General features: G+C 67.7%; 28 protein-coding genes and 2 pseudogenes. 14 read left to right on the forward strand and 16 right to left on the reverse strand.

What is annotated here, in order from left to right; genetic code table 11:
* Window positions 1-12: 12 nt before the first annotated feature.
* The 3 genes from Vlu01_RS24180 to Vlu01_RS24190 form a co-directional block, all read right to left on the reverse strand.
* Window positions 13-759 carry a phosphotransferase family protein gene (locus Vlu01_RS24180; protein ID WP_204003598.1) on the reverse strand — a complete coding sequence of 249 codons (747 nt, stop codon included), beginning with the start codon at window positions 757-759 and terminating at the stop codon, window positions 13-15.
* Between the two features lie 88 nt (window positions 760-847).
* Window positions 848-1195 (reverse strand): YlcI/YnfO family protein, encoded by a 348-nt coding sequence (locus tag Vlu01_RS24185; RefSeq protein ID WP_204003599.1) that lies wholly within the window; start codon window positions 1193-1195, stop codon window positions 848-850.
* Window positions 1192-1467, reverse strand: a complete 276-nt coding sequence (locus Vlu01_RS24190; protein ID WP_204003601.1) for a hypothetical protein — start codon at window positions 1465-1467, stop codon at window positions 1192-1194. Before Vlu01_RS24190 ends, Vlu01_RS24185 begins: the two co-directional genes overlap by 4 nt.
* Before the next feature lie 47 nt (window positions 1468-1514).
* Between Vlu01_RS24190 and Vlu01_RS24195 the strand changes: the two genes are divergently transcribed.
* On the forward strand, window positions 1515-1727 hold the full coding sequence (locus Vlu01_RS24195; protein ID WP_204003789.1) for a hypothetical protein: 213 nt from the start codon (window positions 1515-1517) through the stop codon (window positions 1725-1727).
* A 7-nt stretch (window positions 1728-1734) separates the two neighbouring features.
* On the opposite strand, the gene Vlu01_RS24200 is transcribed toward Vlu01_RS24195, so the two are convergent.
* Together Vlu01_RS24200 and Vlu01_RS24205 are read right to left on the reverse strand one after the other, a co-directional pair.
* The gene (locus tag Vlu01_RS24200) at window positions 1735-2451 is read right to left on the reverse strand and encodes a YsnF/AvaK domain-containing protein (RefSeq protein ID WP_204003604.1); all 717 of its coding nucleotides are present in this window, start codon (window positions 2449-2451) and stop codon (window positions 1735-1737) included.
* 365 nt (window positions 2452-2816) lie between these two features.
* On the reverse strand, window positions 2817-3149 hold the full coding sequence (locus tag Vlu01_RS24205) for a hypothetical protein (RefSeq protein ID WP_204003607.1): 333 nt from the start codon (window positions 3147-3149) through the stop codon (window positions 2817-2819).
* Between the two features lie 186 nt (window positions 3150-3335).
* Here Vlu01_RS24205 and Vlu01_RS24210 point away from each other — a divergent pair, with 186 nt between their 5' ends.
* Both Vlu01_RS24210 and Vlu01_RS24215 read left to right on the forward strand, forming a co-directional pair.
* On the forward strand, window positions 3336-3596 hold the full coding sequence (locus Vlu01_RS24210; protein WP_204003609.1) for a PNPOx family protein: 261 nt from the start codon (window positions 3336-3338) through the stop codon (window positions 3594-3596).
* A gap of 386 nt (window positions 3597-3982) precedes the next feature.
* Window positions 3983-5209, forward strand: coding sequence for an epoxide hydrolase family protein (locus Vlu01_RS24215; protein WP_204003779.1), 1227 nt, complete (start codon window positions 3983-3985; stop codon window positions 5207-5209).
* A 181-nt stretch (window positions 5210-5390) separates the two neighbouring features.
* On the opposite strand, the gene Vlu01_RS24220 is transcribed toward Vlu01_RS24215, so the two are convergent.
* On the reverse strand, window positions 5391-6134 hold the full coding sequence (locus tag Vlu01_RS24220) for an SDR family NAD(P)-dependent oxidoreductase (RefSeq protein WP_204003782.1): 744 nt from the start codon (window positions 6132-6134) through the stop codon (window positions 5391-5393).
* 302 nt (window positions 6135-6436) lie between these two features.
* Window positions 6437-7951 carry an endo-1,4-beta-xylanase gene (locus Vlu01_RS24225; RefSeq protein ID WP_204003612.1) on the reverse strand — a complete coding sequence of 505 codons (1515 nt, stop codon included), beginning with the start codon at window positions 7949-7951 and terminating at the stop codon, window positions 6437-6439.
* Window positions 7952-8152: 201 nt separating this feature from the next.
* Between Vlu01_RS24225 and Vlu01_RS24230 the strand changes: the two genes are divergently transcribed.
* Complete coding sequence (locus Vlu01_RS24230; protein WP_204003615.1) at window positions 8153-8533, forward strand: PadR family transcriptional regulator; 381 nt, start codon at window positions 8153-8155, stop codon at window positions 8531-8533.
* Complete coding sequence (locus Vlu01_RS24235; RefSeq protein WP_204003618.1) at window positions 8530-9297, forward strand: hypothetical protein; 768 nt, start codon at window positions 8530-8532, stop codon at window positions 9295-9297. The genes Vlu01_RS24230 and Vlu01_RS24235 overlap by 4 nt, the downstream gene beginning before the upstream one ends.
* A gap of 334 nt (window positions 9298-9631) precedes the next feature.
* Here the strand turns inward: Vlu01_RS24235 and Vlu01_RS24240 are convergent, their stop codons facing one another.
* From Vlu01_RS24240 to Vlu01_RS24250, 3 genes are read right to left on the reverse strand one after another with little or no spacing between them, the layout of a single operon-like run.
* A complete protein-coding gene (locus tag Vlu01_RS24240) occupies window positions 9632-10870 on the reverse strand; it encodes an RNA polymerase sigma factor (protein WP_204003621.1) in 1239 nt (412 codons plus the stop codon).
* Between the two features lie 37 nt (window positions 10871-10907).
* Window positions 10908-11279 (reverse strand): YciI family protein, encoded by a 372-nt coding sequence (locus Vlu01_RS24245; protein WP_239096095.1) that lies wholly within the window; start codon window positions 11277-11279, stop codon window positions 10908-10910.
* A 34-nt stretch (window positions 11280-11313) separates the two neighbouring features.
* Complete coding sequence (locus Vlu01_RS24250; protein ID WP_239096096.1) at window positions 11314-11964, reverse strand: DUF998 domain-containing protein; 651 nt, start codon at window positions 11962-11964, stop codon at window positions 11314-11316.
* Between the two features lie 149 nt (window positions 11965-12113).
* Between Vlu01_RS24250 and Vlu01_RS24255 the strand changes: the two genes are divergently transcribed.
* Complete coding sequence (locus Vlu01_RS24255; protein WP_204003630.1) at window positions 12114-12539, forward strand: hypothetical protein; 426 nt, start codon at window positions 12114-12116, stop codon at window positions 12537-12539.
* A 433-nt stretch (window positions 12540-12972) separates the two neighbouring features.
* On the opposite strand, the gene Vlu01_RS24260 is transcribed toward Vlu01_RS24255, so the two are convergent.
* Window positions 12973-13626: an SAM-dependent methyltransferase gene (locus Vlu01_RS24260; RefSeq protein ID WP_204003633.1), complete on the reverse strand. Its 654-nt coding sequence runs from the start codon at window positions 13624-13626 to the stop codon at window positions 12973-12975.
* Between the two features lie 89 nt (window positions 13627-13715).
* Window positions 13716-14225, reverse strand: a complete 510-nt coding sequence (locus Vlu01_RS24265) for a hypothetical protein (protein WP_204003636.1) — start codon at window positions 14223-14225, stop codon at window positions 13716-13718.
* Window positions 14226-14666: 441 nt separating this feature from the next.
* Here Vlu01_RS24265 and Vlu01_RS24270 point away from each other — a divergent pair, with 441 nt between their 5' ends.
* Window positions 14667-15545, forward strand: coding sequence for a phosphotransferase (locus Vlu01_RS24270; RefSeq protein WP_204003637.1), 879 nt, complete (start codon window positions 14667-14669; stop codon window positions 15543-15545).
* Window positions 15546-15601: 56 nt separating this feature from the next.
* Here the strand turns inward: Vlu01_RS24270 and Vlu01_RS24275 are convergent, their stop codons facing one another.
* Window positions 15602-15937, reverse strand: coding sequence for an immunity protein Imm33 domain-containing protein (locus Vlu01_RS24275; protein ID WP_239096097.1), 336 nt, complete (start codon window positions 15935-15937; stop codon window positions 15602-15604).
* Between the two features lie 328 nt (window positions 15938-16265).
* Between Vlu01_RS24275 and Vlu01_RS27665 the strand changes: the two are divergent.
* Window positions 16266-16531, forward strand: a pseudogene (locus tag Vlu01_RS27665) (hypothetical protein).
* 56 nt (window positions 16532-16587) lie between these two features.
* Here Vlu01_RS27665 and Vlu01_RS27670 read toward each other — a convergent pair.
* Both Vlu01_RS27670 and Vlu01_RS24285 read right to left on the reverse strand, forming a co-directional pair.
* A pseudogene (locus Vlu01_RS27670) lies at window positions 16588-16779 on the reverse strand (alcohol dehydrogenase catalytic domain-containing protein); the annotation flags it as partial.
* A 15-nt stretch (window positions 16780-16794) separates the two neighbouring features.
* Window positions 16795-18681, reverse strand: a complete 1887-nt coding sequence (locus tag Vlu01_RS24285) for a methyltransferase domain-containing protein (protein ID WP_204003639.1) — start codon at window positions 18679-18681, stop codon at window positions 16795-16797.
* A 372-nt stretch (window positions 18682-19053) separates the two neighbouring features.
* Here Vlu01_RS24285 and Vlu01_RS24290 point away from each other — a divergent pair, with 372 nt between their 5' ends.
* Together Vlu01_RS24290 and Vlu01_RS24295 are read left to right on the forward strand one after the other, a co-directional pair.
* A complete protein-coding gene (locus Vlu01_RS24290) occupies window positions 19054-19272 on the forward strand; it encodes an Imm32 family immunity protein (protein WP_204003640.1) in 219 nt (72 codons plus the stop codon).
* A 125-nt stretch (window positions 19273-19397) separates the two neighbouring features.
* The gene (locus tag Vlu01_RS24295; RefSeq protein ID WP_204003641.1) at window positions 19398-19799 is read left to right on the forward strand and encodes a YunG family protein; all 402 of its coding nucleotides are present in this window, start codon (window positions 19398-19400) and stop codon (window positions 19797-19799) included.
* 106 nt (window positions 19800-19905) lie between these two features.
* Here the strand turns inward: Vlu01_RS24295 and Vlu01_RS24300 are convergent, their stop codons facing one another.
* A complete protein-coding gene (locus Vlu01_RS24300) occupies window positions 19906-20547 on the reverse strand; it encodes a GNAT family N-acetyltransferase (RefSeq protein WP_204003642.1) in 642 nt (213 codons plus the stop codon).
* A gap of 394 nt (window positions 20548-20941) precedes the next feature.
* On the opposite strand from Vlu01_RS24300, the gene Vlu01_RS24305 reads away from it, so the two are divergent.
* Genes Vlu01_RS24305 through Vlu01_RS24320 form a run of 4 tightly spaced genes read left to right on the forward strand, consistent with a single transcriptional unit; the run spans window position 20942 to window position 25288 of the window.
* Complete coding sequence (locus tag Vlu01_RS24305; RefSeq protein ID WP_204003644.1) at window positions 20942-22603, forward strand: L-lactate permease; 1662 nt, start codon at window positions 20942-20944, stop codon at window positions 22601-22603.
* A gap of 10 nt (window positions 22604-22613) precedes the next feature.
* On the forward strand, window positions 22614-22793 hold the full coding sequence (locus Vlu01_RS24310; RefSeq protein ID WP_204003646.1) for a hypothetical protein: 180 nt from the start codon (window positions 22614-22616) through the stop codon (window positions 22791-22793).
* Window positions 22790-24439 (forward strand): gamma-glutamyltransferase, encoded by a 1650-nt coding sequence (ggt, locus tag Vlu01_RS24315; RefSeq protein ID WP_204003648.1) that lies wholly within the window; start codon window positions 22790-22792, stop codon window positions 24437-24439. Before Vlu01_RS24310 ends, ggt begins: the two co-directional genes overlap by 4 nt.
* A 30-nt stretch (window positions 24440-24469) precedes the next feature.
* Complete coding sequence (locus Vlu01_RS24320; RefSeq protein WP_204003650.1) at window positions 24470-25288, forward strand: cysteine hydrolase family protein; 819 nt, start codon at window positions 24470-24472, stop codon at window positions 25286-25288.
* Window positions 25289-25342 lie beyond the last annotated feature (54 nt).

Below are 25342 nucleotides of genomic sequence, written 5' to 3' on the forward strand. Positions count from 1 at the left end.
GTTCGTGCTGCTTCACATCCGTGATCTCAGTACGTCGAACTCGCAGCCCGGTGCGGACGGGTCGAAGCCGTGCTCGATCAGCCAGCGGGACGCCAGCAGGCTGCGCAGCGACCACCAGGCGCGGATCACGTCCAGGTCGACGTCGGTGCCGTAACCGGCGAGGAGGTCGTCGAGACGTTCCTCGTGCCCGAGGGTCAGGACGGCCAGGTCGTACAGCGCATCGCCAGGTGCCGCCTCGGACCAGTCGATCACGCCGGTGACCTCGTCGCCGTCGGTGAAAATGTGAGTGATCTGCAGGTCGCCGTGCATGAACACCGGCGTCCACGGCCGAATCGCGGCCTCGGCTATCTCGCGGTTGCGGTCGACCAGATCGGCCGGCAGGACGCCGCTGTCGACGAGCCACGCGCATTCGCGCTCGAGTTCCGCGTCCAGCCCGACGAGCTTCTTGCCAACCCACGGTGGCGGTGGCGCGTCGTGCAGCTTCCGGATGGCAGCACCCGCCGCAGCCCAGGCTGCCGGTGACGCGGGCGACGGCTCGCCGAGAAGGCCGAGTGCCTGGCCGGGAACGGCGGCGATCGCGAGTACGGGCGGTTTGCGCCACAGGACCTCGGGGGTCGGGACAGGCGCCAGCCGCATCGCCTCGACCTCGAGGTCGATGCGTGCCTGATCACTGTCGACCTTCAGGAACACATCGCCGACGCGGAGGGTCGCACGCTCGTTGTGGGCGACGACGACCGTGACCTCTTCCACGCCGACCATTATCGTCGGACGGATTCTTGCGTGGCCTGTTTGAACGCCTGCAGGCCACCGGGGCGACGGGTCAGCGGCAGGAAGCTCGCCTACGTGCTCAGGCGGCGCGGCGTACTGGGCGAAGCAGAGTGAGTGCTCGCAGGGCGTCGGCGCGGGAGATGGGCTGATCGTCGTCCGATTGCATGGTTAACGCGATCTCGATGGCTTGGCGGATCCAGGCGGTTTTGGTGACGCCGGCGTCCTTGGCTGCCGCGGTGACGGCGTCGTCGAGGTCGGTTGGCATGCGCAGGGAGCGTACGACCATGACCTCGGAGCCTGTTGGTGGGAGGGAGGCAAGCAGCTCGGCCTCCTGTTCCGCAGTGGCCGGCGCTGGGTCGAAGCTGAGCTTGTGCATCAGTGCGGCGGCCTCTTCCGGGGTACACGGCAGGTGCTGCTTGTCGCTCATTGCGTCTGCTCCCATCGGGTGAAGTCGGCGCGTTCGGCGTCACTCATGTCTCGCGCGCCGATGATCTTCCAGGTGAATCCGTCGACGTGGTGCACGGCCACGATCAGGGGTCGCCCGTCGCGGGTGCGTGCCCACACGGTCAGCACCCGCAAACCTGCCGCATCAGTTGCGGAACGGGGCCACCGCTGCTTGGCATCCAAGACTTGGCGGACCTCATGAGCCTGAATACCCGCCAAGGCGTGCAGCGCCCATTCTTCCCACTCGTACGGCACGAGATGCAGTGTAATACCCACGTATTCTAGCAGCTAGGAGCACCGCAATGCCGTACTTCGGCTGGGGTGATCTGCCCGACCGGTACGGCCGACGCTGGGACGGCGACGACGGCGAGGCGGAACCGCAGCCGGCCGACGCCGTCGGCGCCGGCCCTCGGCGCCGCGACGGTGGCGACGTACGTGCCGCAGACTCGGTGGTGTGCGGGCGGGCGGGTCGTCGTGACCCACCCGCCCACTCAACCTCGGAGTTCGAGGGATGATCCGCCGTTACCGGCGGCGTCGGCTGAGCTCGGGGATGTTCGACTCGATCTCCTCGTGGCGGACCTGCTCGTCGATCGGCTGGTCCTCGACCACTTCGTCCTTGGCCAGGTGGACCCGCTCGACCGGCACCCGATCCTTGGCCACCACAGGACGCTCGGCGCGGAGCGGCATCTCCTGCTGCGCCTCCCCGATGTCGGCGCGAACGCCGCTCGCGTTCTCGGCGGTGATCGGTTCGCGCTCGACGTACACCTCGTCATGCTCAACCGGCACACTGGTATGCACGTTCTCGGTGACGACGTACTTGCGCAACACCGCCTTGCCGACCTGCTGGCTTTCGGTACCGACCCGCAACCGCTCCTCGGAACGGATCAGGTCCTCGCGGCCCTGCGGGGCCCGCTGTGACGTCTGCTTCCGCTCCATCTGATAGTGCCGGTACAACTGCGCGGTCTGCTCAGCGTCCAACGGGACGTCGGTGCCAGCATCCACGGTCGGGGCGTTGGTGACCGTCGCCTTGTCGTAGGCGACCATCAGCTGCCCGTCCGTCATTTGGGCATTGCCCAGCGGAGCCATCGCCTCCCGACGACCGCCGGTCTGCACGCTCACCCAGGTCGGGTAGCCCGCAGCATCGGCCCACACCTGACCAACGCTGCCGATCTTGGAACCCGTCCGATCCTGGACGTTCTGGCCGTACAGCGCGTTCACCTGCCGCTCAGTCAGTTCCATGATCTTCTCCTCTCCCTGTCACCGCTGCCTACCCGCCGCCGCACACCAGCATTCGTGGTGAGCACCCGCCCCAACCACCTGCCGTTCATGACATGACGTGGGCCTCTGGTGACGCCTACGGACCTATTTGTGGTGGATATGAGGGAGGAGACGACTTGACTGCGATGAGCCCTTCTGGGCGTTGAGGCCGGGCGAGTCATGGCAGCGAGCAGCGCTGCTGCCCCCCGTGCCGTGCCCCTGACTGCTACGACCAGTGATCAGAATCAGAAGCACTCGTCCAGAGGTGGGTGGGGTCGGTGGCGACCCGCTGGAGTAGTCAGTGCTCAGCCCGACCAGCAGTGACCACTGGCTGCTGCGCAGCCCGCTTACGTCGCGACCCTCGCGGCCGCCCGCCCGGCGAGCGCGTCCAGCACATCGACGTGCGCGGTCGACACCTCGACGTCCAGGCGCACCGTGTCGCCATCGTCGGTGTAGGTGAATGTGAAGAACGAGCAGCAGGAACTCTCTCGGCCGGTCAGATCTCGGGCGGTCGCCTCGGCGGCCGGGTCGAGTCGCCACCGCAGCACCGTCGGCGACAACCGTTGCTGCCCGCGCAGCGCGGTGGCGAACAGGTCGTCGAACTCGGCCAGCCGCAGCGGCCGCTCGACGGTGGGCAGGGTGCACGCCTCGGGCACCCACCCCTGATCAGCGGTGGTCATGCCACGACGGTAAACCTGTACCTAGGTACAGGATGCAAGGCATGCCGAAGATCACGGTCTGGAAACCCAGACCGCGACCGGCCACAGCCCAAGCCGGGTGATGTGACTGCCGTCGGTGTCGGGACCGCGACGAACAAGGCTAGGCAGCCGGGGTCAACACCGTGCGGGGACCAATCGGTGTCATGGGTGCACAACGCCCGCGCCGCCGGACGCGTCGGCCTGGCCCGACGGTCAGACCGGCGCAGTTATACCGTTCGTGAGGTTACGGCGGCGGAGGCCGGACCGGTACTCAAGCACTACGTCGCCGTCGCCGCGGCTACCCGGCCCTACTTCAGCGCGGACAAAGACGCGCCGGTCGAGGACTTCGTGGCCGAGGCTAATCGCCACCCTGTGTTCGAACTCCTCCCGATCGATGAGCGTGGCCCTGCCGCCGACGACGGACGCTGACGTACATATTCCCGCTCACCGACGCGATGTCCTTACCGGACTCCGGAGAAGCTTGTCCCCGTGCGAGCTACCCGGAAGTGTCCACCGCACGGTGACGACAACTCTCGATTGTCTGACGGGTGTCCCTCGCGCGCAGCTCATCAAACAGCCGACATGCCTGAGCCCCACCAGCGGATGGGCACGTAGGCGGGCTGGGGGCTGGCCAGCCGCGCCGTCGGGAACGCCGTCGCAACCCCGCCGCATGGGCTGACCGGCTGTATCGCCACGGACCGGGGGTGCCCCACTCTACGATCCGAGATACTGCGGCGGCGTGCCCGCTTCGAAATGCCGGCTGGGCCGATGATTTCTCCTCGCCGGGCGCGAACCTGAATCGGAAGGGAACACGCATGGCTGTCACCACAAAGACCCGTCCCGGCACCACGGAGATCCGGCCATTTTCGGTCGACATTCCCCAAGCCGACCTTGACGACCTGAGAAGGCGCATCAAAGCCACTCGGTGGCCGGACAAGGAGACGGTGGACGACCAGTCGCAGGGTGTGCCACTCGCGACGATCCAGGCCGTCGCCCGCTATTGGGAGAAGGAGTACGACTGGCGCAACATCGAGGCGCGCCTGAACGCCTTGCCGCAGTTCATGACAACCATCGACGGGGTGGACATCCACTTCATCCACGTGCGATCGAAGCACGAGGACGCGCTGCCGCTCATCGTCACCCACGGGTGGCCCGGGTCGGTGATCGAGCAGATGAAAATCATCGAGCCGCTCACTGATCCCACGTCCCACGGCGCCAACGCGTCGGACGCCTTCCACCTGGTGATCCCGTCGTTGCCTGGCCACGGGTTCTCAGGCAAGCCGACCGAGTCGGGCTGGAACCCGCAGAAGATCGCGACCGCCTGGGTCGAGCTGATGAAGCGGCTCGGCTACACGCGGTTCGTCGCCCAGGGCGGCGACTGGGGCGCGGTCGTCGTGGACCAACTCGGGGTGCAGGCCCCTCCGGAACTGCTCGGCATCCACACCAACATGCCGGGCGCGGTCCCACCTGAGATCGACAACCTGTTCCAGGGGGACACCACCGGCGCGAACAACGCGATGGGCTCTTTGCCGGCGGGTCTGTCCGACGACGAGATGCGGGCCGCCACCGAGCTGGACTACGTGTGGAAGCACGTCGCGTACGCCCTCATGATGGCGACGCGTCCGCAGACACTCACCGCCCTGGCGGACTCCCCGGTGGGTCTGGCGTCCTTCCTGCTCGATCACGATGCGAAGAGCCTTGCGCTGATCGCGAAGGTCTTCGAGGGCGCCAAGGCGGGTCTCACTCGCGACGACATCCTGGACAACATTTCGCTCTACTGGCTGACGAACACCGCGGTCTCCGCGTCTCGGCTGTACGCGGAGAACAAGCTGTCGTTCTTCGCCGCCAAGGGCGTGAACGTCCCGGTCGCCGTGAGCGTCTTTCCGGACGAGCTGTACGAGGCGCCGCAGAGCTGGGCCGAGCAGGCATACCCCAACCTCATCTACTTCAACAAGCTCGACACCGGCGGGCACTTTGCAGCCTGGGAACAGCCAAAGGTCTTCTCCGAAGAGCTTCGCACCGCCTTCCGGTCGCTGCGTTAGATGGCCGGGTATCCGCCGCCCTCGGCGGTTGGCGTCTGCGGCTAACCCGATGCGCGCTGCCATGTCGGCCGACAGGGGAGTCGGATGGCGTGCCAACCGACTGGCGTAGGCACGGCCCGTTCCCGGTGAAGGAACGGGCCGTGCCGTACGCAACCGTGACAGGGCAGCGGTGGGCCGATGATCAGATGGTGAAACCGCCGTCGACGTTGACCGTCGCTCCGGTGATGTAGCGCCCGTCCGGGCTGGCGAGGAACGCCACCGCGGCGGCCACATCGGCCGGATCAGCGTAGTGACCGAGGGCCGTGAACCCGTTGATCGTGTCGGCGTTGGGGCCGTCGGCCGGGTTCAATTCGGTGTCCGTGGCTCCTGGATTCACCAGGTTCACGGTGATCGCTCTGCCGCCGAGTTCGCGTCCGAGCGCCTTGGTCAGGCCGATCAGGGCCGTTTTGCTCATCGAGTACAGGGAGAAGCCCGGGAAAACCGCCCGCTCGGCCATGTTGCTGCCGATGTTGATGATCCGCCCACCGCTCGACATGTGGCGCACTGCGGCTTGCGAGGCGATGAACGGTGCTCGGACGTTGACCGCTACGGTCTGTTCGAAGTCTTCGAGGCTCAGTTGCTCCAGCGGTCCGAGCAGAAACGCGCCGGCGTTGTTGACCAGGATGTCCAATCGACCCAGCTCACCGGCGACGCGGTTCACCGCCTCGACCACCGCCGCCGGGTCGGAACTGTCCGCCTTGACGGCGATCGCCCGCCGTCCCGCAGCCTTGATCCGATCCACCACGTCGTCAGCGCGTTGCTGATTCTGCTGGAACGTCAGCGCCACGTCGGCGCCCTCTTCCGCCAGGCGTACCGCTACAGCAGCGCCAATGCCGCGACCGCCACCGGTAACCAGAGCTACCTTGCCGTTAAGAGCGACCGGCAGTAGAGCGGTGGAGGCGAGGCGGGTCTTGGCCGAGGGTGGCAAGGCGGAGGAGGAGGCCATGCCGGTGTTGCATGGCCGACGACGACAACGCCGCCAGCCGAAGTGCCAGGACGCGCCGCAGCCCCGCCAGCCCTATTGCCGGTCGCTCTAAGTGCCTTTTTCATGACGGAAAGCCTGGTCGACAGAAGGACTGTCGTCTGGCGGTGATCGGACAGCGCATTCGGATCTTCTATCGGGTCGGAGCGTCATCACCGCCCTGCCTGTCCTGAACGGGCGGCACGCCCGTTCAGGACAGGTGGTGCTCAGGCGGCGGTGCACACCGGGGTCAGGCCGGTGGCGGTCCCGACGCCCTGGAAGCCGAACTCGGTGGACTGGCCGGCGCTGACCGAGCCGTTGTAGCTGACGTTGCTGAATTGCACCGTGCCGCTGCTGCCGGTGCGGTTGGCGTTCCAGGTATTGGTCACGGTGGCACCGGAGGGCAGGGTGAGCTGGACGCTCCACCCGCTGATCGGCGCGGCGGCGGCGGTGACCCGGACGGTGGCGACGAAGCCGCCGGTCCAGGAGTTCAGCGAGACCGTCGCCGAGCACCCGGTGGTCGGGTTCGGCGTGGTCGGCGGCGGCGTGGTCGGTGGCGGAGTGGTCGGATTGACCGGCGGCGTGCTCGGCGAAACGGACGGTGTCACCGGCGGTGTGCTCGGCGGTGGGGTTGAGTTCCGGCCCTTGTTCAGCTCGTCGAGTACCGCGTGGTAGGCGGATTTCTTCTGATAGCTTCCGTTGCCGCCGGTGAACAGCAGGCCCCGCTCCGAGGAGCGCCACGACTCGCTGTCGGAGATGCCCCAGACGGTGATGCCGGTGCACTGTGCGACGTTCAGGCAGGCCCTAACGACCTTGCGGTAGTTTTCCGCCTGGCCCGTACCGATGTCGTTGTTGCTCAGGTCGTCGTCGATGTCCAGCTCGGTGATGTGCACCTCGACGCCGAGATCAGCGAAGCGCTGGATGTTGGCCTGCAGGTCGTCGGTGATGATGCTGTTCGGGTTGTCGTTGAAGTGCGCCTGGAACCCGACGCAGTCGATGTACTGCCGGTAGTTGCGGACGATGTCGTACAGCGCGTCGGCTTTGCGGTTCGGGGTGCCGCCCTGGACCGTCAGGCCCTCGACGTCGTAGTCGTTGATGCAGAGCTTGGTGGTCAGCCCGCCGGCCTGCACGACCTGCTTGGCCCGGATGAACGAGTCCCGGATGACGTCGGTGTCGCCGGCGTCGAAGTAGTCACCGTCGCCATTGGCGTCCCGGTTCATGGTGTGCGGCCACTGGTTGCGACGCCGGCCGGTGTTGTTGTCCTCCAGCGCTTCGTTGACGACGTCCCAGTAGGCGATCCTGCTGCCCCAGCGGTTGATGGCGTTGCCGATGAAGGTGTTCAGCGTCGCCTGGCTGGCACCCTGCAACGCGCCGGCCTGCGAGTGCCAGACCAACGTGTGGCCACGGACCAGCATGTTGTTGCTCTGGGCGTGGTTGACCAAGGTGTCCGCACCGCTGGTGTTCTGCAGCCCGCCGCTGGAGGTGGCGATCCTGTCCGGCTTCATGTCGTTCTCGGGTGTCAGTTGGTTGAACTCCTGACCGACGATCGAGTAAAGCCGGTTGGGGGAGGCCGCGACGCCGAAGAACAGGCCGGCCTTGGCGGCTGCGGCCCGTAGCGTGGTCTCGGCCGCAGCGGCCGGGGCGCTGGACTGGACCGTCACCGCGCCGCCCACCAGCAACAACACCGCCGCTGGCACAGCTATTCGCGCAAATTTATGACGCTGCCTCAGGTCGCTGGTCACGGGACCTCCTTGACGCTTGACATCAGCAATCGACACATATGCATGTCACTGGAGGGTCAGTGTCGATACCGGCCGGCCGCCCTGTCAACAACTTCCGGAAACCTTCCGGAAGACGCTACGGAGTCCGGAAGTGAACCGCGCCGGTAGGTCGTCCGCCCGGCGCCACTAGACAGACTGTCTAGGTAGAGAGACTATGTAGGCATGAACGCCATCACCCAGCCGAGCGAGTGGCTCCGTGGAGTCCTTGGGCTGTGTGTCCTCCGGATCATGGCCGCCGGTCCGACCTACGGTTACGCGATCGCCGCCGAACTGGCCGCCGTGGGCTTCGGAGAGATCAAGGGCGGCACCCTGTACCCGCTGCTGGCTCGCCTTGAGAAGAACGGCCTGGTCACCGCCGAGTGGAGAGCCGGTGACGGCGGCCCGGGGCGCAAATACTTCACGCTCACCGAGACCGGCCGGACGGAACTGGCGCAGGGTCTCGCCCAGTGGCAGACCTTTTCGACCAGGGTCGCCAACCACCTCCGCACCGGCGACGACCTGGCACTGCCGCATCCCCGCAGCTTCGAGAAGAGGACCCCGTGAACACCACCCCGCACACCCAGGCCGGGTCCCATGAGGTATGGCAACGCCCGTTCGTGCAGGCCCACCAGAAGTGGTGCAATGACTTCGTTCTCGAGCTACGTATGCGAGACGTGCCCGGCCCGGTGATCGGCGAACGCCTGGGCGAGGTCGAAGCCCACTGCGCCGAAATCGGCGAGACACCTGCCGAGGCCTTCGGAGACCCGACCGATTACGCCCGGCAGCTCGACGCGGAGGGTTCTCCGGCGCGTGTGTCCGGGACCTGGAAGATCACGGTCCTCTCGGCCGCCCAGGTACTGGCCCTGCTCGTCGGTACCGCAGCGGTCACCCCCTGGGCGCGCGGCGAGCAGTTCAGCTACAACGTGGTCCAGCTTGCCTGCCTCACGTTCTTCGTGCTGGTGCTGCTGAGTCTGCCCAAACTGCTGGCACCCCTGCTGCGTCACCCCTGGGCGGTCGGTGTTCCCCTGGGCCTGCTGATGCCCCTCGTAGCCGTGGGGGCCGCGGTCTCCGGCGAGCTGAACCTGCCGGCCGTCCTGACCCTCCCGGCGGCGGTGATCTCCATCGGGCTGTTCGTGGTGGTGCTCGTGCTGGCACTTGTCGAGCATCGGGAGCTGACCCGTGACGTGGACGACAACCTCGTCACGTCACCCCTTGCTCCCGCGTCCGAAGCACGCGGCAAACGCGCCCGATGGATTGTCCTCGTGCCGTCCTATGCGATCCCCGTCGCCTATCTCGTACTGGCCACCTTCAGCTGGATCCTTGCCTGAGCCAGAGTTCGACGCACCGACTGACAGGGTTCCACGTCCGCCCGCCGCCTGCGTAGCGACCATGTCGCTGATCGTCACCTGGGCGCCCCTCGGGGAGGAGACCGTCTTCGTGAGGTTCCCCGGCAGGCGGTGACCCGACCGGTTTGACTGGCGCTGTAGCGCCGGGCCTCTACCCGGCAAGGGACGACGACGTTGGACGCTGTCGGCGTAAAGGTCGAGTGCAGTGGTAGGTACGGGTGTAAGAGCTCCTAACTTTTTGAGTGTTGCTACGCGGCGTCACGTTCAGCTTGAGTCTGCGGGTGTTGATCGAGATCAAGGGGGCCCCGGCGATCGGTCAGCCGAGGCGGTGGGCTCGGCGTTGGAGGTATCGCTGTTCGACCTGGTTCTGGGTTAGGGAGGCTGCTTCGCGGTACCGCGCCGCCGCGCAGGCCGTGTCACCGGTCATTTCGAGCAGATGTGCGCGGATCGCGCGTTCGTGTTGCCGGGTCAGCGGTTCCTCGTCCAGGCGGTAGCTCCGGTTGAGGTCGTCGAGCAGGGCCAGCCCTCGGGCCGGCCCGTACGCGTGCGCGACTGCGACCACCCGGCTCAGGCGTACCGGTGCGGTCGGACTGAGTCGTTCTAGTCCCAGGTACAGGGCCGCGATCTGGGGCCAGTCCGTCTGGTCCGGCGACGCGGCTGCGGCGTGCACGGCCGCGATCGCTGCCTGTAGCTGGTACGTGCCGACCTGGCGCCGCCGCCAGACGCTGTCGATGAGGTCGGCGCCCTCGCGGATCAGCTCGGGATCCCACCGTGTCCGGTCCTGCTCGTCCAGCGGCACCAACTCGTCGCCGTCGGTACGAGCAGCGCGTCGCGACTCGGTGAGCAGCATCAGGGCGAGCAGCCCGGTCACCTCCGGGTCGTCCGGCAGGGAGTCGTGGAGCATACGGGTCAGCCGGATTGCCTCGCGGGTCAGGTCCACGCGGGTGAGTTCTTCTCCGGTGGAGGCGGTGTAGCCCTCGTTGTAGATCAGGTACAGCACCTGCATGACGGCGTTCATCCGGCTGTCGCGGTCGGCGTCGGTTGGCGGGGTGAACCTGGCTCCGGCGCGGGCCAGTTGCTGCTTGGCTCGGCTGATCCGGGCGCCCATGGTGTTCTCGGTCGTCCCGTGCGCGTGTGCGATCTCTTTGGTGGTCAGGCCGCCGACTGCGCGGAGCGTGAGCGCCACCTGGGAGGTGGAGCTCAGCGTGGGGTGACAACACAGCAGCAGGAGGGTGAGGCTGTCGTCGGTCTCCAGCGCGAGATTTGCCTGGCGGGTCGGGTCCCGCATCGCCAGCTCGCTCATGCCGGCGTGCCGCTCGCGGCGGCGTCGGGCCTGGTCGGTGCGGAGCAGGTCGACCATCCGCCGGTAGCCGATCCGGATCAGCCAGCTGCGCGGGTTATCCGGCACGCCGTCCGTCGGCCACGTCCGGCTCGCGACGAGCAGTGCCTCTTGTATCGCGTCTTCGGCGATATCGAAGTGGCCGAAGCGCCGCACCAGCGCGCCGAGGACCTGCGGTGCCTCGGTGCGCAGTAGGTGCTCGACATCCGGTGTCACGCCGGTGCTGCCGTCCGGTAACGCTGGATGCGGCGGGTCATGTCGCGAAGTCCGTGCCCATTATCGGCCGGATCTCCATCGGCTCGCCCAGAACCTCGACCATCCGCGAGACGATCTCGACGGCGCGCTCCTGGTTGTCCACGTCGATCACCGCGAAGCTGGCCAGGACCTCCTTGAGCTCGACGAATGGCCCGTCGGTCGCCACCACGCCGGTCGAGGTCCTGCGGACCGTGGTGCTGACTGCCGGGTGACCGAGTCCCTCGCTGCTGACGAACTCGCCGGTCTCGATCAGCTCCTGTTCGAACCGCTGGTACGCGGCGAACGCGGCCAGCGCCTCCTCGGACGGGGTGTCGGCGGTCGCGGCGTCCCAGGCGGCGGCCGGCGTGTAGCTGAGCAGCAGATACTTCATGGTCATCCTTGTTGTCGCGCGGGCTTGGATCACGTTACGCCGGTGAGGGCGAACGGTGCAGCGAGAGGGCGAGGACCGTCGTCCAGGTGAAGGCGACCATGCCGTTCACGGCGATCTGGATACTCATGTGGCTCGGTGACATCGGCATCAGCAGGATGAGCGCGGCGAGGCCGTTCAGCACCGCCGGCAGGGTGGCCCGACGGCGGACGTGCCGGACGGTCAGCGCGATGGCGGCGATGGCCAGTGCGGTGAAGGCGACGGCGGCCGCCGTCGAGTGCGCGATGCTGTGCCAGGACATCTCGTCGACCGGCCCCTCAGGGGTCCCTACCGGGAAGCCGTACTCCGGATCCATGGTGAACACGCCGGCCGCGACGAGACCGGCACCGAAGATCCCGACGAAGATCGGCAGCACACGCCAGCCGGTGCCCTCGGTGAGCGTGCGTCGGATACCGGCGGCGAGCGCCAGGCCGCCGAGGCCGGCGAGCACGAACGTGGTGATCTGGATCCAGCCGAGGCTTCCGGTGGCCAACTGGCTGATCGGGTGCCGGGTGATGTCGTAGCCCTCACGCGTGAGCATCTGCGCCACGGCCGAGGCGAAGAAGACCGGCCCGGCAAGGGCACCAGCGAGGAGCAGCCAGTCGGACGAGCGGCGGACGGCGGGAACGGTGGCGGCGACGGTGGTCATGAATTCCTCCTTGTGAGTTCCTGCCGCTACCTCGTGGCTGATCCGGGGATTCCGACACGACCGCGATGTGACCTGAGTCATGCCCAATGAGTGTCAAAGTGCGAGTGTCCCCTCCGAGGTATCGGCAAGCACTCACCGAGGAGGACACGATGTCTGAGAACACCCAGCCGAGCGTCGAACTGACCGTCCTGGACCGCCTGGTCGGCACCTGGTCGGTGACCGGCGGCGCCGAGGGAACCGTGCGGTACGAGTGGATGGCCGGCCGGTTCTTCCTGCTCCAGCACGTGGAACTCAGCCAGTTCGACCAGCCGGTCACCGGCCTGGAGGTCATCGGACACCTACACCCGTTCGGCGAGCCGGTCGGCGCGGACGTGGTGTCGCGGTTCTACGACGCGACCGGCAACACCTTCGACTACGTCTACGAACTCGTCGGCGACAAGCTGACCATCTGGGCCGGCGCGAAGGGCGGCCCCGCCTACTACGAGGGCACGTTCAGCGCCGACGGCACCACGGTCACCGGCGAATGGACCTACCCCGGCGGAGGTGGGTACGCCTCCAGCATGACCCGGATCTGACACATCGGAAAGCCACGCCGCCCCTGAACGGCCGGAGGCAGCGTCCCTCGCGCATCAAGGAGGTCATCGCTCTCCGGTCGACTCGCTCCTACCTTCCGTCCACGAGGCGCGTCACGCCGACCAAATAAGGGGTTTTCCGTGATCGAGCGAGTAGAAACTCGGGGCGCCGCATGCGTCCGTGGATCCGCGTTGCCTGCGGTCGCCGACGGTGGGTACTGGACATCCGCCTACGCCGCGAAGCGCTCGTCACTGGAGGTGATGCGGGTGCCAGTTTGTTGCCGCTGGCCGCGCTCGGTCAGCTACCGCTTCTACCCGGAGCAGCTGGTGTCGATCGGCTGGTCTCGGGCGCTTTAGCGGTAGCGGTTCCGGGACGAGCCGATGTCTCACCTGTCACTGGTTGTTGTCGTTGGACGGCCAGGGGGAGCGGCGGCAGTCAGATGAAGCTGAACATTCTTGTGCCGGGCGGCATCGGGGGGACAGTTGCGGGGCGGGCGGTGAGCCGGTGCATCCCGACCCGGAACCTGGCGTCGGCGGGGCTAGTGAAGGACATCTCGATGAAGCCGTGCTCGGCGAAGCAGGCGCGGATGTCGTGACTGGGGTCGTGTCCGTCGTCGGTGCGTCCTCGGGTCCAGATCACGATGCCATCGGCGAGGACAAGGGTGTGCAGCATCGCGATGGTCCGGCCTACGTCGTTGATCGTGATGTTGCCGAACACGCCGCAGGTCAGGAGCAGGTGCGCGGGCTGGATGTGTAGGTAGGTGTCCGTCGCGCCGGCGTCCGCGGTGCGCACGTCGGTCCGGGGCAGGCCGAGACCGATGGCTGCGGTGCGGGCGCGTTGTGACAGCGTCGGGTCACGTTCGATGAGCAGGGCCTCGATGGTGCGACCGCCGTCGTGTTCGGCAAGGATCGGCAGCACATCGCGTCCGTCACCTGCGCAGATGCTGATCAACCGTCGGCGGCCGTGTGCATCGTGGGGTGCTTCGGTCAATGCCCGGCGAAGGTCGTGCTGGACGACGCGTAGCCTGCGCGCCAGCGACGAGTTCGGGGAGTCGTAATCCTGGTGCCACCGGAGCCAGTCCTTGGTCACGACGGCATTCAACCAGCAACGAACAATGAGATCCGTAGGGGACGCCTGTCCCGGCTACGTCTGTTCAACCGGTTGCCCTGCCCGAGGGGCTACCGATGTGCGGGGTTCGGTGCGGGCTGGAGGATAGCGGCGAAGAGGTGGAGTTGCTCCGGCGACAGGTCACCTCCGTGGTGGCGGTAGGTGTGTGGTCCGAGGCCGACGAGGACGTCGTCGACGTATTCCCATCGGTACGGCGTCCAGTACCTGCGGCTGTTGAGCAGTTCTTCGCTGACCTGACGCACGCCGGACCGGGTGCCGACAGCAGCCAGGGCTTCCGCGACCAGGTCGACGGCCTCGTGCGGGCGGCTGCTGTCGGCGCAGGCCGGAGCGAGCAGGAGTAGCCGCTCGGCCGGGGTGTGATCCGGATCCGGCTGATGCGCTGCGGCGACGACTTCCGGCCATGCGAACGCCGGCCCTCGGAAGTGTCCCTCCATGGCGGCGAGGGGGATCGGCGTGTCGCCGGTGTCGGGATCGAGCACGTAGTCGATGCCGCCCTCGTCTTCGTCGTTGCGCATGATGACGTGCAGGGGACGGGGTTCGGCGAGTGGTAGGGAGAACACCGGCCATCTGTGCGGGTCGACGAGGACGTCGACGATCTGCTCCAGGTCGGCGGGATCGATATCGAAGGGGTTCGGTGCCGACGCGGCTCCGCCGACGGTGTAAGGAAAGCGGGCCAGAACAGCGCGTGCGACATCACGTCAGATCCGTCGACCAGCGGCGATCGCAGGATCGGCGGTTCATACTCGTCCAGGTTTCCGAGGACGATCACCTTGTCATCATGGCACTGCGGCATCCTTGTTTCCGGCAGTCACAGGCCCTGCGTGGTCGACGCTGAACGCATTGTGCCTACCCGATCGCTGGTCGGTAGTTCGTTTTGCCGGCGATGAGATCGCTGCTCACAGGTGAGGAGTACGGCCTTGTCCGCGAGTAGGAAACGACCCGGCTGGGCCGAACTGCCGGCGTCGGTTCGAGGGTGTATCGAAGGTCTGTTGGGTGGCGTTGTGGAGTTCGCCGAGAGCTGTGTCGGCGGCTTCTCGCCCGGCTTCGCCTCCCGGCTCACTCTGCGGGGTGGCCGCCGGGCCTTCGTCAAGGCAGTGGACGCACAGCTGTGGCCGGTCGAGGCGTCGCATTACCGCGCCGAGGCCGAAGTGGCCGGGCGGCTACCAGAGGGCCTGCCCGTGCCTCGACTACTGAACAGGCACGACGACGGCCGGTGGGTGATTCTGGTCTTCGAGCAAGTGGACGGCGTCGCACCGGGGCAGCCCTGGACGGCTTCGCAGATCCGTCGTGTCGTCGCGCAGGCAGTCGCCTTCGCTCAGGCGACCACACCGTCCCCGATCGAACTCCCGCACGACCACCCGCGGCTCGGCGGCTGGGCTGGCATCTCCCTCGATGCGTCCAGCATCGCCCGGCTGCACACCGTCTCGACCTGGGCATCGCACCACCTCGAGCAACTGACCGCGATCGAACAGCAAGGGCTGCAAGCCGCACAGGGCGACTCACTCGTGCACTGCGACCTGTACCCACACAACGTCCTGCTCAGCGGCGACCGCGTGACGTTCGTCGACTGGCCGCACGCCCGGCTCGGTACCCCCGTCATCGACCTCATCGCGCTGCTGACCGGCATGGCAGCCGACGGCATCGATCCCGAACCGCACCTTCACACAGCCCTGCCCGCTCTGAACTGCCCACCGGCTTCCTTCGACGCGATCCTCGCCGCGCACACCGGCTTCCTGATGGCAGGCGCACTGGCACCGATGCCCACCGGGCTGCAAGCTATCACCAAGGAGAAACTCCGCCTCGCAACAGCCGCAACCCAGTGGCTACAACACCGCTGCGCCACACGCGACAGCAACGTGCAGAACACCGTCAATCCGTAACAGCGTCGGCTGGAGTACTACGGCCGACCTACCCCGGGATTGGTGTAGTGCGGAGGTCAGACGTCGAGGAGAGTCCCGTCGTACCAGACGTCCTCGTAGTCGGGTGCCAGCACCACGCCCCAGCCCGGTGGGAGTGCAAGGTACGGCTCAAGCTCCGGGGCGTATTCGTCCAGGTGCTCAACATGCAGGGCAGTGAAGAACTGATCATCCTCCCGAGGGATCTCAGGACCTCGCCATACGAACCAGCCGTTGCCGTTGCCCCGGATCGGGTGCCGCAGGGCGTTGAGCGGTTCCAGCTCGCGTGGACGCGACAGCGCGAAGCCGACCATCGTCCCCTGGCAGGGCGGCGTTGACTCGACCGCGAAGCGTCGACATACGTCGCTCTGCGCCACGGAGGCGTTGGGGTCAGCCTACGCCGACGCCAACTGATCATGTCGCCCATCATGTGCAGCCAAACCGTCATGGGTCAATCGGAGTACGACATCGGCTGCCGGCCTGCGTGGGAGGACCTCCCGTACGTCTATGAACGGGCCCCACGCGCCGCCGCCTGGGCGCGAGTCCGTCGCTCCGCTGGCGCTCCGACTCCACGCAACACGCCCTGGCGGTTGGTGCGGAGAGCGGGAAGCCCGGGGCCGCCGCAGACGGGACGGGTGTGGAAATGGTGGAGGTCCGTCGCCGGCAGGCCCGCACGAGCGTCGCCCGGTTCCTGGCCGGTGTGCGGTGAGCACCCACGGCCCGGTGTTACCGATCTGGAGCTGCGGCGGTTGCAACCTGCCCTGGCCCTGCCCGAGCCGACGGCGGGAGCTGCGGGCGGAGTACGCGGATGCGCCGGTGTCGCTTGCTCTCTACCTCGGTGCGTATCTCTCGTGCAGGCGGCCGAGGACATGCCCTGGGCACCGGCTGGCGCGCTGCACCGCCGCTTCATCGGCTGGACCAGGCAGCCGGCGGAAGTACAGCAGCGAAGTGCAGCGACCGTGCAAAGTTGATGTCGTTGAAGTTCGCACAGCTGGCGGGGGCCGTCCAGGCACGGTCGGCATCGACCGCAGGGCAGGATGCTGAGGGCGACGTGGTCGCCGGGTGCCACGTTCTCCACGGCGGCGCCTACCGCTTCGACGACGCCGGCGCCCTCATGGCCGAGGACGACCGGTAGCGGCACCGGGTAGACCTGGTCGCGGACCACCAGGTCGGTATGACACAGCCCGGTGGCGACGATCCGCACCGCAGCTTCTGTCATCGCCCTTCCCTGCTCTCAGCGGTACTCGTACATCGCCCACGCCACCATCTCGGCGTTGGGCGGGGTCGCATGGTCGAAGCCGTACAGCTGTCCGTACCTGGGCCGCAACGCCTCGGTGGCTTCGCGCGCGACGGTACCGAAGAAGTTGGCCAAGAAGCTGGTGTGAGCGTTGGCTGACGGGTCGACGAAGCCGCTGAAGGGGTGCGCTTCCATCGCGTTGCCGACGGCTTGCTTCAGGTCCGCGACGAACTGCAGCTCGAAGTCGATGTCCACCCGAATACCCACGTTGCCGTGACTGCCCGACAGGTGGTCCCAGCCCAGATCATAGATCTGCCGGAGGTTGTCCTCGTGCCAGCGGAACCGCTCGTTGCCGGCGAACCGCCAGAACGGCGGTTGGTCGGGGTTGATCAGGTCTGGGGCGTGGATGATCCGATCGTCGACGAGCAGCCAGGCGGCGTGATCGTCGGTGTGCGCGGCCCACTCGAAGCCGTGCAGCTGCACGGTGAGCCCTTCGAAGTCGAACTCTCCCCGTGGCCAGTCGACCACCTCCGTCGGCGGAGGAAAGGAGCTTCGGCTCTTCTCCATCGCCTGGGCGGTCTTCGCGCTGCCGATGATCCGCAGCTCCCGGCCCTGCTGCTGGGCAGCCTCGACGTACTTGCCGATGTCACCGATGTGGTCGGCGTGGTAGTGCGGGTACACCGCGGCGGTGATCGGTTTGTCGGTGACCGAGGCGACTGCCTGCACGATGTTGTCGTAGACACCCTCCAGGGTGTCCATGATCAGAACTCCCTGGTCACCGACATGGAACACCGTGCCGTAGTGGGACGACTGGACCCACCACGCCCGCTCCGACAGCCGCTGCAGGACGTACGGTTGGGTCATGTTCCGCCGGTAGAGGTCTGAGATCTTCACCCCCGGAATCAACACCTCCTCGGCAGAGGGGTCGACATACCTTGCACCCACCGGCGATGGCGGCTGTTCCATGTGCGCCTCCTTGCTACCGGGTTTGCCCCCGAATCCTCGGAATCGCTCAATCAACGGGTCGTTCCCCCGCGGATGCCGCCAAAACCCCGGGTGCGCAAGTTGTAGGCGGTACAGCCGGTCACCTGAGCCCTGAATGGGCAGGCCGAACTGCAGCCAGACGCGGACCTGCTCGGTGACCACGTCCCGCCCGTCGAGGGCGGCGTGGACCTGAGCGGCGAACGCGGCTCGGTGCTCGGGAGAGGGCAACTGGTCGGCCGACATCGCGGAGAGGACGCCGCCGACCATGTCGTCGACGGTGAGCGGTGCGTCGTACTGCACCGAGGACTCCACGAATCGGTAACCAGCGGCGACAAGAGCATCCCGGTTTCGCTGGCGGCCCGCCTCGTCGGTTTGGCACGTCGCGGTGACCGGGTGCCCGAGCAGCGTCTCCAGGCATTCGCGCAGCGTCCGAGACCATGCGGCGTCCGGTAACCACAGGGACGTACCGTTGGTTATCACGGCGATGCCGCCACCGGGACGCAACAGCGGCCTGGCGGCGCGGAACAGGGTGTCGCGGTCCATGAAGTGGATAGCGACGGCAATGGTCACCGCCCCGACCGTTCGGTCGCCGAGTAACCGGCTCAACCGGGGCAGGTCTCTGTCTGTGCCGAGCAGCCACGTGGCATTGCTGTTTCCGCCCTTCGTGGCGGCACGCCGGGCCAATGCCAGCATGTCTGGTTCCGGGTCCACGCCAACGACGGCTCCCACCCGGGCGGTGAGGGGCAGACTCAACTGACCGGTGCCGCAGCCGAGGTCGACGACCGTGTCGTTCGCGCTGAGGCCGAACGCCCCGACGATCGCGTCGAGCACCTCGGGCGGGTAGCCGCGCCGGTACGGCGCGTAGTGCCTGGCCACCTCACCGCTGAAGCCCGCTCCCATGCCCCGAGCCTGCCGGCAGCATGATCGGAAAGCGAGAAGTTCTGCTCAGAGCAGCCGGGGGCGGCGTTATCGCGCCTGCTGCGGGTGCGCTCCGTTACCAGGGTATCCACACCCGCTGGCTCCGGGCACTTCGCCCACCGGGGCTCCAGAGCAGACGGCAGCGGACCGGGAAGAATGCTGCGAATGACTGATCATCGGCATTGCCGCTTCTCGGCCAGTGACGGCGTACTGGAACTCGCTGGCCCGCCGGCCGCCCTCCGCAGCCTGAGCCGGATACTCCGTCAGCACGCGGAGCCCTGCGAGGTGTCAATCACCGGTGGATCCGTTGCGCAGCAGGTGACCAGCGGTCCTCTGCGTGTCAGCCTGCGGGACATGACCACGTTGCATTTCGGCGGCAGCCCGGCACACCTCGACATCATCTGGGACGCCCTCGATGACGTGGCCGAGGATGCCGAGACCACCGAGAAGCGGCGCGTCAACCGGCACCAACACATCGAGTACTACCCCGGCGACACATACCGGTCGCCTGACTCGATGCCCTTGATCATTGTGGCTGACTGGCCGGATGAGCAGGTCCCGCCAACGCACTGATCTCGGCAGTTCGGCAGGGCCAGACGTCCGATCACGGAGCAAAGGCAGCAGCCCTTGACTCTCGACCTGGTCGAGGGCTCAGGCTCCGTGGCAGCGTCCTGCATGCGTGTGATGAGGAGGTCCAGATGCTCGACCTGGAAGTACTGCGCCCGATACTTCGAGCCAGCTGGGGGGCGGACACCTGCGACCCGCACGACGTGCAGGATTGGCGGCCAGACAACCCCGCTCGGGGTCAATGCGGAGTAACTGCGCTGGTCATTCAGGATCTGCTCGGAGGAGAGCTGATACTCGGCGAGGTCTTCGTTCAGGATGTCAAGACCGGCCACCACTACTGGAATCGGCTGCCCAGCGGCCAGCACGTGGACCTGACGGCTGACCAGTTCCGGCCCGGAGAAGTTGTCGTCGGCGGTCAGGCGCAGCAGCGGCCACCGGGTCCCCCGCGTCGGTGCCGTGAGCAGTACCAGATCTTGAGGCAGCGCGTGCTCGCCGAACTCGGGAGCGTACCCGACGACAGCCAGGGACAGTGATTGAACGACATACCGCTCGCGTACTGACCTCGCACGGGAAGCCGGCCACCGCCCGGGGAATCGCCCTGGACGCGTTCGAGAAGCTGCGCACGTGACCGGGCGTGCGTCAGGGTGCCGGCCGTGCGCCGAGAGCAAGGTGGTACGTGCGTACGCAGTCGCCGCCTGGCGTGTGCCGCTGGGTTCCAGCCGTCCAGCCCAGCCGCTCGTAGAATCCGACCGCACCCTGCGGGCCGATCGACGTCTGCGCCTCGGCCGACGTCGCGCCGGCCTCGCGGACCAGCTCGACGAAACGCGTGACCAGTAGCACCCCGATGCCGCTCTTGCGCCAGTCCGGCCGTACCGCGAGGGCGGTCATGACCGCCACCTGCGGGGACAGTAGCGGCCCGGTGCGCGCTGCCGCCCCCGCGGTCCGGCGTAGGCGCAGCGCTCGGCGGGTCCATGGTCGGATCCGGGTTCGCAGGGCACGGACGGCGACGCGAGGCCGGACAAGCAGTGCGAGGAGACCGCCGATGGCGAGGGCCGCCGTCGCGCGCCGGTCCTGCGCCAGCTCGGTGGTGTGAGCGGCGTGGTCGCTGGTACCCAGCACGAACCCCACCACCTCGTCGTCCTGCGGAGCAGCGGTGTCGATCACGACCAGACCCACGCCGTGCCGCGAGTCCACGAAGGCACGCTGCCAGCGGCGGACGAAACGCACGCCGAGCGAGGGAAAGAGTCCGATCGGAAGCAGCTCGACGTGCATGCGGGACATCCCCGGCAGATCCGTCCGCCTCGCCGGACGCAGAACGAGCCGACCACCCGGCCGACCAGCGTCCATCGGACTCGGACTCGGGGTCGGCGGCGCGACGATGCCTTGACGGAGATCGTCGATCATGCTGCGCGGAATCCGCATGACGTCGCCCCCCAGGTGTCAGGGCCAGGCATTCCGGCCCTGGATGCCGGACCGTGCCGCTCACCGGCAGCCAGGGCAGTTCCCCGTGTCCGCTCTGCCACGCGCTTACCCGCCGCGCCGCTCGCCATGCGACCGCTGGAATCTGATGCCCTGCGTCACCTCTGACCATTAGCATGCTCGGCGCGGCGTGTGGACCGGAAAACTCCGGGTATGCAGGTTTCGGCACAGCAGTCGAACCCGGGAGCATCCGTCCATGTCGTCATTGCCGGCGCACCTGCACGTACTCGCGCAAGCGAGCGGAGAGACCGGCGATGTGCCGGTGGATTTCTGGCGCTGGCTCCTGGCGCTGTCGCCGATCCTGCTGCTGCTCGTACTCCTGGTCGTGCTGGGGTGGGGGGCCACCGAGGCCGGTCCGCTTGCCGTGGTCCTCAGCGCGGTCGCGGCGGTCGTGGCGTTCGAGGCACCTCTGCAGACGTTGGTGGTGGCGGGCGCCAAGGGGGTGTGGGACTCCGTCCCGATTCTGCTCGTCATCGTCGCGGCCCTGCTGCTGTACCGGGTCGGCACGGCGGCCGGCGCTTTCCACGCGTTGCGGATCGGCGTTCAGCAGCAGAGCAGGAACGAAGTTTTCCTGGTGCTGGGCTTCGGCTGGGTCTTCGCCTCGTTCGCCCAGGGGATCGCGGGCTTCGGCGCGCCCATCGCGATCGTGGCACCGATCCTCCTGGCGTTGCGGGTCCGGCCGGTGTACGCCGTCGTCATCCCCTTGATCGGGCACGCGTGGGCCAAGTTCTTCGGCACCCTCGGCGTCGGCTGGGTGGCGACCCTGCAGGTCACCGATGTCGAGGACCCGCAGATGACCGCGTTGCTCACCGCCCTGCTGCTGCTCATCCCGATCTTCGCGGCCGGGATCGCGATCGCCTGGATGATGGGACGGCTGGCCGGTGTGCGGCACGCCCTGCCGATGATCCTGATCATCGGCACCGTCCTGGGTGCTGGGCAGATCGGGTTCGTCCTGGTCAGCCCGGAGCTCTCCTCGTTCCTGGCCGCCACGCTCGCCCTGCTCTGCCTCTATCCGCTCTCCCGCTGGTCGCGCTACCGCAACGAGGCGCCGCTGGACGATCTGCCCGCCATGAGCGCGGAGAAATCCGCCGACGACACCGAGGAGCCGGCGCCGGTCATGGGCCTGGGCTGGGCATTGTTCCCCTACGCGGTCCTCACCGTGGTCTCGGTGCTCGTCCTGCTCGTCGAACCGGTCGCTGCGCTGCTCGAACAGGTGAGCTTCGCGCCGTCCTTCCCCGAGGTCAGCACCGGTTTCGGGGTCGTCAACGAGGGCATGGCGGCGTACGAGCCACTCACGCCGCTGTCCGATCCCGGAGGCTTCCTGCTGCTCGCTGCCCTGGTCAGCTGGCCTGTCTACCGGGCCCGAGGATATTTCCAGGCCTGGCGCGACAGAGCCGATCCACCGCCGATCTTGTCGACGACCGTCTCCGACTCGGTGCCGGCCCTGACCGCCGTGGTCACCTTCCTGGTCCTGGCGTCGGTGATGAGCCACACCGGCCAGACGGAGGTGCTCGCGCTGGGCATCGCCGCGGTGGCGCCACCGTTGGTCTACGCCTTCCTCGCCAACATCATCGGCATCATCGGCGCGCTGGTGACCAACAGCAGCACCTCCTCGAACGTCCTGTTCGCCCCCGTGCACACCACCATCGCGGAAACCCAGGGCGTCTCGCAGGCCGCCGTGCTCGCCGCCCAGAGCGCGGGCGGGGCCGTGGGCAACGTCGTCGCACCGACGAACCTCATCCTCGGCACCACGACCACCGGCATCAGTGGCCAGGAGGGCGCGATCCTGCGCAAGACCATCCCGTGGGCGGCCGTCGTGGCCGTGCTCACCGGCGTCGCCACCATCGCCCTGATCTGAGAGGAGAACCGTGACCCAGCTCCACATCGAGGGGGCGGCACTGATCGCCATGCTGGCCGCCATGCCGTTGATCAGCTGGGGCTCCACCGGCGGGCCGGACGTCGCCACCGTCGTCGGCGCCGTCCTGCTGGCCGCCGGCTTGATCACCCTGACCGCCCTGCGTTTCGTCAACCTTGAGGGAGAGTCATGACCAGCGCCAACGGACCGGCCACCGGACGGCCCGCCGCCCGCGCCGAGCGCGGCATGGTGAGCGCCCCTCATCAGCTCGCCTCCAGCGCCGGCCTGCACGCTCTGCGCCGCGGCGGCAGCGCGGCCGACGCGGCCATCGCGGCGAACGCGGTGCTGTGTGTGGTCTATCCGCACATGGCCGGCCTGGGTGGTGACGCCTTCGCCCTGATCCGTCCGCCGGGCCGGCCGGTCGAGGCACTCAACGCCGCCGGTCCGGCGGGATCGAAGGCCACCCGCGAGCACTACGAGCGCGCCGGACACACCGAGGAGATTCCCAGCCGGGGCCCGCTCGCCGCGCTGACGGTGCCCGGGGCGGTGGACGGCTGGCGTCAGGCGCACGAGCGGCACGGTCGCCTGCCGTGGGGCGAACTGTTCGACGACGCCATCCACCTGGCCCGCTCCGGTTTCCCGGTGTCCCGATCCCTGGCTCAGTGGCTACCGCAGGACGCCGCGATGCTTCGCCAGGACCCCGGCGCGTCGTCCATCTTCCTGCCGGGAGGTCGCGTCCCTCGGGAGGGGGACCGACTGGTCAACCCGGATCTCGCCCGTGCTTTCGAGGCCATCGCCCGCCGGGGTGCGCGCGAGGGGTTCTACGAGGGCGAGTTGGCGCAGCGGCTCTGCCATGTCGCCGAGTCCCCGCTGGTGCCGGAGGATTTCGCCGGGTTCACGGCGTCCTGGGTGGCGCCGATCGAGACGACGTACCGGGGCCTGACGGTGCTCGAATTTCCGCCCAGCACGCAGGGCTTCGCGGCCCTGCAGATGCTCAACATCCTCGAAGGCTACGACGTCGCCGGATGGGGTGATCTGAGCGTCGAGTACGTCCATCACGCCACCGAGGCGGTGAAGTTGGCTTTCGCCGATCGCGATGCCTGGCTCACCGACCCCAAGCATCACGACATCCCGCTGGACCGGTTGCTGGCCAAGGACTACGCCGACGAGCGTCGTCGTCGGATAGACCCGACGGCCGCGCTCGACGCGGTTGCGCTGGACAGCGGAGTCCCCGGCGGCTGGACCGGTGTTCGCCCCGTCCCCGCCGGCGACACCTGCTACCTGGCTGCCGTGGACGCCGACGGCATGGTGGTTTCCTTCATCGAGTCGATCTACCACGATTTCGGCTCCGGCGTCGTCCCCGAGGGCACCGGCATCCTGCTGCAGAACCGTGGATCGTTCTTCTCCCTCGACGAGGAGCACCACAACCGGCTCGACCCCGACAAGCACACCTTCCACACCCTCATGCCCGGCATGGTCCTGCGCGAGGACGGATCCCCGTACGCGGCGCTCGGCACGATGGGCGGGGAGGGCCAGCCGCAGACGCAGGTCGCGATGCTGACCCGGATGGTGGACTTCGGCTACGACGTCCAGCAGGCGATCGAGGCCCCGCGCTGGCTGATGGGCCGCACCTGGGGAGCCGAGTCGCGAGACCTCTGGCTGGAGGGCCGCATCCCTGACCCGGTGGTGCACGAACTGGAACGGCTCGGTCAACCCGTCCGGATGCTGCCGGACTGGGACGACAACCTGGGGCACGCCCACGCCATCCGGATCCATCCCGACGGTTTCCTTGAGGGTGGTGCCGACCCGCGCGGCGACGGCGCCGCGCTCGGATTCTGATCCGACCCCGACCACCGGACCGGAGAGATGATGACGCATCCACACCGCGAGATCTACGCCCGCTCCCCGGAGGGCGGGGTGCAACTGGCCGCCAGCGCCGACCGGTGGTATCTCACCGACGACCACGTGCACCTGTCCCCGCATCACACCGAGGGCCGGCTGATGCGCTTCGACGCCCAGCTCCTGCCGATCGTGGACAACCCCAGCCGGGGGGCGCTGATCATCACCGACATGCAGAACGACTTCTGCTCTCCCGGGGGCTGGACGCACCGCTCCGGACTGGACCACAAGGCCTGCCGGGAAGCCATCCCGGGAGTGCAGCGGGCCATCGAGGCGGCGCGGGCACACGGCATGTGGATCATCTGGGTGTACTGGCACAACCGGCCGGACCTGCGCAACCTCGGTGCCCCTACGCTGTACTCGTTCAAGCACTCCCCGGACCAGGCCGGCATCGGGCAGGACCTGGACCACGGCCCGGTCCTGCTGAGCGATTCGTGGGGCGCGGAGATCGTCGACGAGTTGAAGCCCTACGCCGACGAGGACGACATCCATGTCGAGAAGGTGCGGATGTCCGGCTTCGTCGGCACCCACCTGGAGCAGGTGCTGCGTACGCAGGGCATCTCGACGCTCTTCTTCAGCGGTGTGAACACTGACCAGTGCGTGACGACGACCATGCAGGACGCCTATTTCCTCGACTACAACGCGGTGCTCCTCACCGACGCCACCGCCACCTCAAGCCCGGCCTACTGCAAGGATGCGGTGATTTTCAACGCGCGGAACTGCTGGGGCTTCACGATGACCACCGAGGCCTTCGCCTCCCCGACGCCCTACCCCGCTGAGAACGGTTGAGGGCGCGTCTCCGCTCGTGCTGCGTCGGAGGGACTACGACATTAGGTGAAGGTG

It is taken from the genome of Micromonospora lutea (assembly GCF_016863535.1).
In the GTDB taxonomy this organism is placed as follows: domain Bacteria; phylum Actinomycetota; class Actinomycetes; order Mycobacteriales; family Micromonosporaceae; genus Micromonospora; species Micromonospora lutea.